This is a genomic window from Candidatus Marifrigoribacter sp. Uisw_064, assembly GCF_047730175.1.
Classification (GTDB): Bacteria; Bacteroidota; Bacteroidia; order Flavobacteriales; family Flavobacteriaceae; genus Marifrigoribacter.
The window spans coordinates 1,331,928-1,345,143 of sequence record NZ_CP159833.1 but is presented as its reverse complement, the minus strand read 5'-3'; the positions used below and the strand labels follow the sequence as shown (position 1 = coordinate 1,345,143).

The following is a 13,216-nucleotide window of genomic DNA, read 5'->3' as shown; positions in this document are numbered from 1 at the left end:
ACACTATAGTTCTTTTTCTAAAAATGGAATATCTGGGTCACAAACTTCTATAATAAGTTTACTTAACTCTTCCTTAAATAAGTCTAAAGTTTCTTGAGTAATCATAGTATCCTTTGTTCGACTTCTAGCTGATTCTTTAGTTGCGAATTTTAAAAATCCTTTTTTTAAATTTTTAAATGAAATGATTCCTCCTTCTACATTTTCAATTTTTTGTTCTTGATTAATCATTAATGCATAGGCTAATACTTGTATTATTTTACTATACTTTTTATCGCTTGTTAAAATTGACCAATCAACCAATTCTAACTCTCCTGGCTGCACTAAACCTGTTTTATAATCTATGATGCGTACAGTTCCATTATATTCATCTAAACGATCTATTTTTCCTCCAATTTTAACAGGAAAATTTAATGAAGGAATTTCTATTTCTGCAGACAAGTTACTTTCAATCTTAACTATTTTAATTTGATTTCCTTTTTTAATTTCTGAAATTTCAAATTCAATAAAATTTAAAATATATCTTTTAGCTACTTCAAAAATGATTAAATTTTTTCCTCTTTTAAATGAACCTTTTTTAAATGTTTTTTGAAACTGAGCAATTACTTCTTCTTCTATCTTATTCTTTAATTCAAGCAAGACTTTTTCGCCTAAAAACTTTCCTTCAATAGGCTTATAAAGGACCTCTAATGCATCATGCACTATTGTTCCTAATGTATTTGCCGCAACTATTTCTTCGACTTCCTGATACTCATTTATCTGCAATATTTTTTGATAATAAAAATCTAAAGGATTTCTGATATAAGAGATCAAAGCAGAAGGAGAAAACCCTTTTTCGGCTATTTCCTTAATACGGGCTAAAACTGACTCTGTTTTGTCAATACTTTGAAGTGTTTGTTTTTTAATTTTTATAATCGGATTTACTGAAACCATTTCTATCGTATGATTTTCTAATTGGTCTATTTCTAATTGCGAAATAAACCTGCTTTTTTCACCCGTATTTAATCCTTCAGAAAAATTATTATATAGTAAATATATCTGTTTTGCTCTGTGTAGTAATCTATAAAAATGGTAGGTATATATCGCATCTTTTTCAGCAAAAGAAGGCAATCCAAATTGTTTTTTAAGATCGTAAGTAATGTATGAATTATTCGATTTTCCCGATGGAAATGTTCCTTCATTAACTGAAACAATTATCAGGTTTGAAAAATCTAATAATCGTGTTTCTAACACACCCATAATTTGCAATCCATTATATGCATCACCTTTAAAATCAATGGTGCTTTTAGAAATTAATTCGGCATAAAGATTACTAATAGTGGATACAGACTGGATATAATCATAGGTGTTATGTAATGATTGGATTTTTTTGAATATTGTATTTAATTCAAATAAAACAACTTTTTCTATCTGGTTGAACTCTAACGCTTTTTTTAATATTGAAATAATATTTAAACATGCTTTTATAGCATTCTTGCTATTATTATTCCAGGAATCAAACAATAGTTGAAGGGGTTCAATATTAGAAGTAGGATCAAGGTCTTTTAATTCTGCAAATGAAATATAACTTCTATTCTGTAGGCTAATTTGATGTATTAAATACTTTGAGTTTGGAATTAATCTTGAGACAATTGGATGATTTAAAATTGAAAGTACCTGCTTAAAATATAATTGTTCTGTATAGTTGTTTTGCAAGTTAAAAAGTGATTCAAATAATCGAACTATAGGGAACGTTTTCAAAGAGACTCCCATTGTAATGTTTACGTTGGTTACATTGCTAGGTAAAGAATGTATGATCGGAAGAATTAATTTTTCATCTCCAAGCACAATAGCCGTTTTATTAATCTCCTCGTTAGTTAATTTTGAAAGTATTTCACCAACATATTTAACTTGGCCTATGCTTTTCTGAATTTCAGCTATTTGAATATTTTTCTTTTCTTTAAAATTGTTAGAGATTTTTTTTAGGGGGTGATTTTTAAAATATTTCCATTCTTTAGAGTACTTCCTTAAAAAATACGAAGCACTATGTGATTGATCATGATAAAAGTGCGCATCTGCATCCCAATAAATACTCGTGTTTCCTGTTTCTAATAATTCTTGTACAATTGTTTGCTCAGCATTATTTAGTGCATTAAACCCAATAAATATATGTTCTTTATGTCCATTAACTGAAATATAATGCTCTATGGCCTCAGCAGCTTCCCGATACACTAATCCTTGGTATCCAATATTTTCATCAAGTAATGAGTTTTTTAAGAGTTCATAAAATTGAGGAAGACTATCCCAAAACTTTAAATAATTCTCTATTAGTTTAGTTTTATCCTTTTTTACATACCAATGATTGATATCTTTTATTCCTTTTAAATAACTAAAAAAACTATTTGGAGGAATTAAATATCGATCCATTTCATTAAAATCTCCAATTAATGTCGATATCCAAGACACATAAACATCAAAGGGATCCTTATCTTCAATTGATGGAGTTTTTAGATAAGCAGCATAACTTTTAAATAAAAGCTCTGTAGGGTCAATAATTTTTATATCTGAGAGTACTTCTATAAATTCTTCAATACTTATTATTTTGGGGGAGAATTGGGGCTTTGTCGTGCTCTCCCTTAAATAATTTTTCAAGAACCCTCCTGCTCTTTTACTTGGTAAAATAATAGTAGTAGAAGAAATATCTTTATGATTATCTCTAATATGATTAATCGTTTCTTCTAAAAATGTTTGCATTCTATAAAAATAAAAAACGCCCCCTTAATAGGAGGCGTTTTTAGTATTTATTTTGTGTGAGTCTTTCTTATTTTTTTAAAGAAATTTCAACACGTCTGTTTTCTTGTCTTCCAGCTCTAGTTTTGTTAGAAGCTATAGGTCTTAATTCACCATAACCAACTGAAGATAATCTTGAACCACTCATTCCAATACTAGTAAGATATTCTCTTACGGAGGCAGCTCTACTTTCAGATAATTTCTGATTTGTAGTTTCACGACCTTGACTATCAGTATGACCTTCAAGTACGAAAGAAGCACTTGAGTATTCTTTCATGATGTCTACGATATTTTGAAGAACTGCATACGACTCTTGACGAATAGTAGATTTTCCAGTATCAAATAAAATCGTTTTAGAAAAATCATTAAGTTGTTTAATAATTTCTATAGTAACTTCTGGACAACCATTGTTTGCAACAGTACCAGCTATGTTAGGACATTCATCATCTTTGTCTAATACGCTGTCTCCGTCAGCATCAGCCCAAGGACAACCGTTATTAGCAGCAGGACCAGCTTCATTTGGACAATCATCTTCAGCATCAGTGATACCATCACCATCTGCATCTGGACAACCATTAAGTGCAGCGATACCAGGTACAGTAGGACATGCATCTTGTGGATCAGCTATACCATCACCATCAGTATCAGGACAACCATTAAATTCAACTGTACCAGGTGTTTCTGGACAAGCATCATTCCTATCTTCGATTCCGTCACCGTCAGTATCAGGACATCCGTTAAATTCAGGTAAACCTGGAATTTCTGGACACTCATCTTCGTGATCGTAAATACCATCACCATCTGTATCAGTTCCACCAAATTTAAACATTACTCCCATAGAATGTTGGAAATGTGTAATTCCGTAAGTATCTTCAAAAGAATGCTTATAAGTAGATCCCGCAGTTACCGCAAGGCTTTCAGTAAGCCAGAAACGGAAACCAACTAAACCATTAGCAGTTCCAAACCCTAGGTCATCTACCCAAGTATAACCACCACCAACACCAATAGTTGGATCAAACCAACCACCGCCTAGTAGATCTCTAAAGCTATATTTAATTTCACCATCAGCTGCATAATAAGATAAATCATCTACTTTAGAATCTCCTACTTTTTCAATAGAGTTAATTGTTCCAGTAGCTGAAAAAATGAATCCATCACCCATATATCTAGAGACAGAAACTTTAGATACTGAAGGAATAATATTCCAGTGATCATTTACATTAAAGTATTCATGAAATAAATCCCCTTTTGACGATTTAGGTAATCTTCCGTCATCACTTACTCCTACAGGATAAGTGTCAACTGCATTTACTCCTAATTCAATCGCCCATGGATTATTTTTGTCTTGAGCATTTGATACGCCAGTTCCAACTAACAGAAGTACCGCAACTAATAAAATGTTAAGATGTTTCATATTCAATTATTTAATTTTAAATTTTTAAGTGTTATTATCTGCAAAAGTAAGTTGTAAATATTTATTAACAAAAACAAATCTATTAAATTTTTTAGAATAATTTAGGTTTTGCCCCTTAAATAATGGTTGTTACGGCTTAATTACGCCTAATTTATTTCCAATTTTAATAAAGGCATTAATTGCTTTATCTAAATGCTGTCTTTCGTGAGCAGCCGATAGTTGTACTCTTATCCTTGCTTTATCTTTAGGAACTACTGGGTAAAAGAAACCAATTACATAGATTCCTTCCTCCAATAATAAGTCGGCCATAGTTTGTGATAACTTCGCATCATATAGCATAACAGGTACAATTGCAGAATCCCCTTTTACAATATCAAAACCTGCTGCTAACATTCCTTTTTTAAAATAATTAGTATTTGCTTCTAATTTATCTCTTAAGCTAGTATCATTAGCTAGCAAATCGAAAACTTTAATTGAAGCTCCAACAATAGCTGGGGCTAATGAGTTAGAAAATAGATAAGGTCTTGACCTTTGTCGTAATAATTCAATAATCTCCTTTTTTCCTGTTGTATAACCCCCCATAGCACCACCTAATGCTTTACCAAGAGTTCCGGTAATAATGTCTATTCTACCCATAACTCCTTTTTCTTCAAGAGTTCCTCTTCCTGTTTTACCTATAAAACCAGCAGCATGACACTCATCAATCATTACTAATGCATCGTATTTGTCGGCTAAATCACATATCTTGTCTAAAGGCGCAACAATCCCATCCATAGAAAACACCCCATCTGTAACAATAATTTTATGACGGGCACCATTTTCATTTGCAGCAATAAGTTGCTTTTCAAGATCTTCCATGTTACTGTTTTCATATCGATAGCGGGCTGCTTTACATAGCCGAACTCCATCAATAATAGAAGCATGATTTAATGAATCTGAAATAATAGCATCTTCTTTCGTCAACAAAGGTTCGAATACCCCGCCGTTGGCATCAAAAGCTGCAGCATATAATATAGTATCTTCTGTTTGATAAAAATCTGCTATTTTACTTTCTAATTCTTTGTGAATATCTTGTGTGCCACAAATAAAACGTACAGATGACATTCCAAAGCCATGGGTATCCATCGCATCTTTTGCGGCTTGTATTACTTCCTTATTTGAAGAAAGACCTAAATAATTATTAGAACAAAAGTTGATCACCTCTTCTCCTGTATTAATTTTTATAACTGCATCTTGTGGAGAAGTAATGATACGTTCCTTTTTAAACAAACCATTATCCTCAATTTCCTGTATTTCTTTGGTAAGATGATCTTTTATTTTTCCGTACATACTATTCGATTTTAAGTCGCCAAATTTATACTTTATTTATTAAAATTTGTTGATTTGAGATATAGATTATAATTTTTTCTGAAACCCTATAGCCCATTTCATTTAGGCTTGTAGCATACCCATTAATTTGCCTATCGTTTTTTGAATTTACAGTTCCTGTTTTATAATCTATTATAGTCACTTCATTATTTGAATGTATATTTAAACGGTCGGGTCTAACTATTTCTCCATTTGAAAAAATATCTCTTTCATTTTCTATTTGGTCTGAAGTTTTATAAAAATGGTGTAACTCTGGGTGATTTATAATTGCTAACACATTCTTCTCAAGCATGTTTAATTCTGAAGTTGAAAGAGATTCTTTTCTGCTTATTGTTTCAATTGCAAATGAAACATCATGATCGTATTTTATAAGTTCCATGGTGTCGTGAAGCAAAGAACCAATGTTAATAGCAATTTCTGCATCAGATTCCCAAAGTGATGCTTCTTTTGTAACAATATTAATTTGATGTGTTTCGGGTAAAGTAGAAATTAGACAAGCCTCTTTTTGAATTTTCGCCTCTACTATTTCCTTTTGAATCTTATTTTTCTTTGTTCCAAATTCATAGATAATTTGATCTTCATTCCAAACTCCTAAATGTTCTAAATAAGTAACAAATAGTTGATTAAAATTTGTAGGTGTTTCATCTTTTCTTGGTTTTGGTTTTTCAGAAAAAACGAATAATTGATCCACAGCTCTAGTTAAGGTTACATACAATAAATTAAAATTATCCAACTCAAGCGTATTTCTTCTTTTTTGATAAATCTCTGCTCCTTTTTCTCCAAAATGCTCGACATCCTTATTAAAGTTTATCAAAGTCTCTTCAAATCCAAAATCTTCTTCATTTAATGGAAACCATGATTTCGCCTCCATTTCAAAATATAAATCTACATCTGCATATGGAAAAATAACAATTGGAAACTCTAATCCTTTTGCCTTATGTATTGTCATTAACTGAATGGCATTTGCTGAATTTGAAGCAATTCCTGCACTTTCTTTTTTTGCATTCCATTCCTCTAAAAATAAATTTTTATTTGCTTGATTCCCTTGCTCAAAATCAAAAACAAAATCTAAAAACCCAAACAAATACGCATCTGCTATTTCCTCTAAGTTTAATTGTCGAATACAATATTCACAATTTTGATATAAGGAATCTGTACGAAGCGTTTCTAAATTAAAATGAATTCCATGCTTTGCTAAATGAATTGGAAAATCAATCTCTGAAGTATATAATATAGATTCAAAAAAAGTGTGCCTTTCTTCGGAAATAGAAAAATGATCGTATAAAAAATCTAGAAATTTAACCTTAACTTCTTCGTGGTTAAAGTTTAAACTAAGTGTAATTGCATTGATTAAAAAATTGACAATTCCTGAATGATTTAATAGTAAGGTTTCATTTGAAATTATTGGGACTTCCTTTTCAAGTAAATAAGTTCCCAAAGCAACGCCTTCACTTTTCTTTCGCGTTAAAATACAAATGTCACTATAATTGTATCCCAAAACTAGTAGCTCATCTATGGTTTGATCTACTTTTTCAGCATACATAAGATGACGTTCTTCTTTTTTTTCTGATTCAATAAATTCAATTTTTACGAATCCGCCTTCTTTTGAATTTGTGATCTGATTATTTCCCGTTTTATACAATTGTTGATACACAGAGTTTCCTAAATATTTTGAAATAAACGTGAAAAATTGATTGTTAAACTCTATTATTTCTTTACAACTCCTATAATTAACAGGAAGAGATTCTATTTGAGCTTCTTCAGTAAAAAATGGATTAGTATCGGTGCATAAATCAATAAATTGTTCTGGTAAACCTCCTCTCCAACGGTAGATAGATTGTTTTGCGTCTCCTACTAATAAAAGACTTCCTTGCGTATTATCTTCATATTCTTGTGAAAGAGCGTTGTCTATTAAAGGAACTAAGTTTTGCCATTGTAGAAAAGAAGTATCTTGAAATTCATCTATAAAAAAATGTCGGTATTGTTCTCCTAGTCGTTCATAAATAAAAGGAGCCGGTTGATTTTTAATTTCTTGATAAATTAAGCTGTTAAATTCAGAAATTGGTACTATGTTTTTTTCTTCTTTTATAACCTCAATTTCTTTACTAACTAAATTTATTACTGATAAAGGAACACTATTCTTTAACATAGAAGAGTACAACATCAGTTGATGAACGAGTGATTTAGTTTTTTCAAAATTTGTTTTAAAAGCGGGTGTTAATTCATCAATAATGGCTGCAATTGTGGCATCTACTCTACCAGGGTACAAGGGTTGTTCTCCCATTGTTGTTTGCCAATTTGCGTTAAACTTCACATTGAAATCTTCATTTGCTAATTTTTTAAAATAATTAGGCACACTACTTCTTGTAAAGTCATTAAACTCCAGTCCAGCTTCTTCTATCAACTGTAATGATTCTTTTGCGAGTATTTTTATGTTTTTTGTGATTGAAGTTTTTTCTTTTTTTAAAAGAGTATTCAACACTAAAAAATCATCAATGGATTTCTTTTTAAGTTTTAAAACAGATTGCTCTTCTGTTTCCTTATAGAGCAATTGAGATATTTTAGTAATGTCTTTCGAAATATCCCATGAACGATCGTCATTCGTTTTTTCTATTGCAAAATCTATTAATACTTTAGTGATTTTTTGATCATCACCCGCTTTACTAATTAATTGATCAACTGCTTCAGAAATAAGTTTTTGCACATCAAGATCTACATCAAAATTCCCTGAAAGCTTCAGGTCTCTTGCAAAAGTTCTAATAATACGATGATTAAAATGATCTATGGTTTCGACACTAAAAAAACTGTAATGATGCAATACATGCTTTACCACTTTCTTAGATTGGCTGTTGATGTACTGCAAAGTTAGATCTAATTCAGAAGCAATATTTTTTCCCATTTCAGAAGGGTTTTCCATGAACTCTTTCTTAGAGAAAAAAACCAAATTTGAAATAATACGTTGTTTCATTTCTGAAACTGCTTTATTAGTGAAAGTTATTGCTAATAAATGCTTGTAATGACTTTCATTATTTGATGAAAGTATACGCTTAAGGTATTCTTTAACAAGTGTAAAAGTTTTACCACTCCCTGCGGCTGCATCATATATTTTTAAAGGTGCATTCAGTTTCAAAAACTTGTTTTTAAATAATTAAAATATGATATAAATGTACTTAATTGAATTTATATAGAAGGTTTATCTTAAACTATAAATTATATTTATTCTGCAATAAGTTCTTATAAACAAAACTCCTTTAGAGTAAAGTGATAATTGCGTACTTTTGAGGTATAAATAATTATTCATTAAATATAATAGATATGGCTTTTACATTACCACAACTTAAATATGCATATGATGCTTTAGAACCTAATATCGATGCGCGCACTATGGAAATTCATCATAGCAAACATCATCAAGGGTATACAAATAATTTGAACGCTGCTATTGAAGGAACAGATTTAGAAGGGAAAACTATTGAAAATATTCTAATTAATTTAGATAAAGATAATAAGGCTGTTAGAAATAATGGTGGTGGATTTTACAATCATGACTTATTTTGGAATATCATGTCTCCAGATGGAGGAGGAGAACCAACAGGTAATTTAGCTGAGGCTATTAATGATGCTTTTGGAAGTTTTGAAGCTTTTAAAGATGCTTTTTCTAACGCTGCAAAAACTCAATTTGGATCGGGTTGGGCTTGGTTATGTGTTCAAAAAGGAGGAAAAGTAGTAGTTTGTTCAACTGCAAATCAAGACAATCCACTTATGCCAGGAATTGGTTGTGGAGGAACACCTATTTTGGCTTTAGATGTTTGGGAACATGCATACTATCTTAACTATCAAAACAGAAGACCTGATTATGTAAATGCATTTTTCAATGTAATTAATTGGCAAGAAGTTGCAGCTTTATACGCATCTAACAAATAAGGGTTTAATATTATTTTACCTTAAGCCTACTTAATATTAAGTAGGCTTTTTTTATTTTACCCCTTAAACACATCCATTCCAAAATCCCTATCTTTAATCCATTGAATTTTAAATGTAGTTTCAATCGAATTGTTTTCCATATTTATTTCATGTAAAGGCTTTGAATCTAAAATTTTGTAATTTTTCTTAATACTTTTTAAATATTCATTGCACTATTTAATCTCATTTTTAAAATTTTTAATCTTACTAGAAATTTTTAAATTGATTGGTTCTGTAATTTGGTTTTTCTCTAAGCAATTAAATGCTTCCTCTAATTTTAATGTCATTATAAAAAAAAATTATTAAACTACTTCATGTGGTTTGTATAACTTAAATACGGTATAAAGGGGTTATTGCTACAGAATTGAAAATTCTAAAATTCAATTATCTGTTTTTCAACTTATTAAAATTATTCATAAAATCACTAATTTTTTTTAAATTTTGGTTTATTAATGAGGAAAAACTATTGTTTCAGAACGAAAAACTGTTCGAAAATAGACCACCCAGCAAAAAAAATATCGCCTGGAAAAGATAAACAGTCGTTTTGAAAAAAGATGAAACGGCTCGTAAACTCACCACCCCTTCTCAAAACTTGGCGCATAAAAAAAGGTAAACAGACCGCTCAGAATAAAAGTAATGCGGCTCACAAGTTCGCCACCCCTTCTAAAAATTTGGCGCATAAAAAAAGGTAAACTAAAGTTTACCTTTTTTTGCCCCAAATCTACCATGAACTTAACCTACTTATGCTATGGTATAGTCAAATATACTAATATAAATGTGTTAAAATTAACTTTTAGACCAACAACGGTTTTATTCGTTGAAAAGCGCTTTTTTATAAAAAATTCAATAAAGAAAAGCTTAAAAGTATCAAAAAGGAAACGTTAGTTTTAAAAATGTATACGGCACATAAGTTCTTCGCCTCATCTCAAAATTTTGGGCATGAAAAAAGGCAAACTTTAGTTTACCTTTTTTGCCCCAAATCTACCATGAACTTAACCTACTTATGCTCTGGTATATTCAAATATACTATTTTAAGTGAATTAAAAGCAAGAATTTTCCTACTTTTAGATTAAGTGAATAAAATAGACGATTAAAAACATATAATGTCAAAAAAAAAATTATTATTTAACATTATACATAAAAATAAACAGCAATAAAGTGACAAAAACTACCTAATAAAACAAATACATGAAAGATAGCATGATTGAATTTTATCTTTTTAATACTGTATAATAATGCTCCAATGGTATAAAATAATCCTCCTAAAAATAGCCATAAAACACCATGAAATGGCAAGGCTTCATATAAAGGTTTAAATACAAAAACAATTACCCATCCCATTAAAACATAAGCTATTGTTGAAATTACATCAAACCTTCCTGTAAAGAATATTTTTAAAATAACTCCTATTAACGCTAGTCCCCATGTTATTCCAAAAATAATCCATCCAGTTTTCCCTTGTAAAGTAACTAAAGCAAAAGGTGTGTAAGTGCCCGCTATTAATATGTAAATAGAAGCATGATCTATTATATTCAGCTTTCTTCTCGCTTTTTCATTCTTTGCGTTATGGTAAAAAGTAGAAGCGGCATATAAAATAATTAAACTAGCTCCAAAGACAGGAAAACTAACATGATACCAAATAGTATCTAGTGAAATAGATTTATTTATCAATAAAAAAAGGGCAACTACACTTAAAAGCAAACCGAAAGCATGAGTATATACATTCAATTTCTCCTCTAAAGGATCATAGGTGTAATTCTCTTTTATATTTTTCATTAAAGAATAACTTAATAGGCTCTTTCAGGATTGCCTTCCACAAAATTAATAAAAGCTTTATTTACCACTCTGTTTCCACCATCTGTGGGATAATTTCCTGTAAAATACCAATCTCCAAGATTTTTTGGACAAGCAATATGTAAATCATCTACCGATTGAAATATAACTTTAACTTTTGATTTTATACTCTCATCACTAATAATCGTAGCAATTTTATCAGAAATTTCTTCATCTGTAAATGGAGCGTATAATTCTTTTACATGATTTATTTGTTCATGATCAGCTACATTTACTTGAGCCTTACATTTAGCATAAATTTCATCAACAATATTTATATTCCCTTTTTCTTTATGTAGTGCTAGAGCTGCTTGAAATGCAATTAACTTTTCTAAACGAGCCATGTCAATTCCATAACAATCTGGATAGCGTATTTGAGGTGCTGAAGAAACCACTACAATTTGTTTTGGATTTAAACGATCAAGCATTTTTAAAATACTCTTCTTCAACGTTGTTCCCCTAACAATACTATCATCAATAATAACCAAATTATCTGTAGATTTTACAACCCCATATGTTACATCATAAACATGAGCCACTAAATCATCACGACTACTATCATCGGTAATAAAGGTTCTTAGCTTTACATCTTTTATCGCAATTTTTTCAGTTCTAATTTTATGTGCTTGTATTTGCTGAAGGCGTTCTTTAGTTAATCCTTCTTTCTCTTTTAATATTGCTTCGTTCTTTTGTTTGTTCAATTCATTTTGAGCTGCATCCAACATTCCATAAAATGAGGTTTCTGCAGTATTAGGAATAAAAGAAAACACAGAATTTTCAGTATCGTAATTTATTGCTTCAAGAACTTTAGGCATTACTAAACGACCTAACTCTTTTCGTTCTTGATAAATTTCTGCATCACTCCCTCTTGAAAAATAAATGCGTTCAAATGAACAAGATTTACGCTCTAAAGGTTCAATAATTTGAGAAATCCCTAGGCTACCATTTTTCTTGATTATAATTGCAGTTCCTGGGTCAATTTCTTTTACTTCCTCAAAAGGCACATTAAACACCGTTTGTATCACAGGTCTTTCAGAAGCAACAACTACAACCTCATCATCCTTATAATAGTATGCTGGACGAATTCCTGCAGGGTCTCTAAATACAAAAGCATCTCCATGACCTAATAACCCAGCCATAGCATATCCTCCATCCCATGATTTTGAAGATTTCTTTAATATTTTAGTTACATTTAGATTGTCAACAATATAAGGTGAAGCTTCAATTTTACTTAGGCCTTTTGCCTTAGATTTTTTATATAATTTTCTAACCTCATCATCTAAGAAATGTCCAATTTTTTCCATTACTGTAATGGTATCAGCCTTTTCTTTTGGATGCATCCCTAATTCAATTAAACTATCAAATAATTGATTGGTATTAGTCATGTTAAAATTCCCCGCAATAATTAAATTTCTATGCATCCAATTATTTTGACGTAAGAATGGGTGTACATTTTCAACACTATTCCCGCCAAAAGTTCCGTAGCGCACATGACCTAAAAATAATTCTCCTAGATAGGGTATGTTCTTTTTTTGTGCAGCAACATCATCTTTATATTCAGGGTGTTCAGAAAACTCTTCGTTGATTCTTTTATTTATTTGAGCAAAAATATCTTGAATGGGTTGTGAGGCATTTGATCGAACTCTACTTATATATCGTTCCCCTGGATCAACATCTAATTTTATACTAGCAAAACCCGCACCATCTTGACCACGGTTGTGCTGTTTTTCCATCATTAGATACATTTTATTAACACCATAAAATGCAGTACCATATTTCTCTTTATAATACTCTAAAGGTTTTAATAACCTAACTAGTGCAATTCCGCATTCATGTTTTAAAGCATCACTCATAATTATACTATTAATCTAT

7 protein-coding genes are annotated in these 13,216 nt (G+C 30.5%); 1 reads left to right on the top strand and 6 read right to left on the bottom strand.

From position 1 onward, the window contains the following. Positions 1-3: 3 nt before the first annotated feature. From ABXT64_RS06020 to ABXT64_RS06005, 4 genes are all read right to left on the bottom strand, one after another. A complete protein-coding gene (locus ABXT64_RS06020; RefSeq protein ID WP_443634748.1) occupies positions 4-2,730 on the bottom strand; it encodes a PD-(D/E)XK nuclease family protein in 2,727 nt (908 codons plus the stop codon). A 67-nt stretch (positions 2,731-2,797) separates the two neighbouring features. Further along, positions 2,798-4,180 carry an OmpA family protein gene (locus tag ABXT64_RS06015; protein ID WP_443634747.1) on the bottom strand — a complete coding sequence of 461 codons (1,383 nt, stop codon included), beginning with the start codon at positions 4,178-4,180 and terminating at the stop codon, positions 2,798-2,800. A gap of 129 nt (positions 4,181-4,309) precedes the next feature. Next, on the bottom strand, positions 4,310-5,509 hold the full coding sequence (kbl, locus tag ABXT64_RS06010) for a glycine C-acetyltransferase (protein ID WP_443634746.1): 1,200 nt from the start codon (positions 5,507-5,509) through the stop codon (positions 4,310-4,312). Between the two features lie 25 nt (positions 5,510-5,534). After that, a complete protein-coding gene (locus ABXT64_RS06005) occupies positions 5,535-8,678 on the bottom strand; it encodes a UvrD-helicase domain-containing protein (RefSeq protein ID WP_443634745.1) in 3,144 nt (1,047 codons plus the stop codon). Positions 8,679-8,863: 185 nt separating this feature from the next. Here ABXT64_RS06005 and ABXT64_RS06000 point away from each other — a divergent pair, with 185 nt between their 5' ends. Beyond that, positions 8,864-9,472, top strand: coding sequence for a superoxide dismutase (locus tag ABXT64_RS06000; protein ID WP_443634743.1), 609 nt, complete (start codon positions 8,864-8,866; stop codon positions 9,470-9,472). Positions 9,473-10,642: 1,170 nt separating this feature from the next. On the opposite strand, the gene trhA is transcribed toward ABXT64_RS06000, so the two are convergent. Together trhA and ABXT64_RS05990 are read right to left on the bottom strand one after the other, a co-directional pair. Further along, positions 10,643-11,287: a PAQR family membrane homeostasis protein TrhA gene (trhA, locus tag ABXT64_RS05995; RefSeq protein ID WP_443634741.1), complete on the bottom strand. Its 645-nt coding sequence runs from the start codon at positions 11,285-11,287 to the stop codon at positions 10,643-10,645. 11 nt (positions 11,288-11,298) lie between these two features. After that, on the bottom strand, positions 11,299-13,197 hold the full coding sequence (locus ABXT64_RS05990) for an amidophosphoribosyltransferase (RefSeq protein ID WP_443634740.1): 1,899 nt from the start codon (positions 13,195-13,197) through the stop codon (positions 11,299-11,301). Positions 13,198-13,216 lie beyond the last annotated feature (19 nt).

Excerpts from the sequence above, each read along its gene's own strand:
- ABXT64_RS06000 (WP_443634743.1), top strand. The coding sequence starts at position 8,864 with ATGGCTTTTACATTACCACAACTTAAATATGCATATGATGCTTTAGAA.
- kbl (WP_443634746.1), bottom strand. The coding sequence starts at position 5,509 with ATGTACGGAAAAATAAAAGATCATCTTACCAAAGAAATACAGGAAATT.
- ABXT64_RS06015 (WP_443634747.1), bottom strand. The coding sequence starts at position 4,180 with ATGAAACATCTTAACATTTTATTAGTTGCGGTACTTCTGTTAGTTGGA.
- ABXT64_RS05990 (WP_443634740.1), bottom strand. The coding sequence starts at position 13,197 with ATGAGTGATGCTTTAAAACATGAATGCGGAATTGCACTAGTTAGGTTA.
- ABXT64_RS06020 (WP_443634748.1), bottom strand. The coding sequence starts at position 2,730 with ATGCAAACATTTTTAGAAGAAACGATTAATCATATTAGAGATAATCAT.
- trhA (WP_443634741.1), bottom strand. The coding sequence starts at position 11,287 with ATGAAAAATATAAAAGAGAATTACACCTATGATCCTTTAGAGGAGAAA.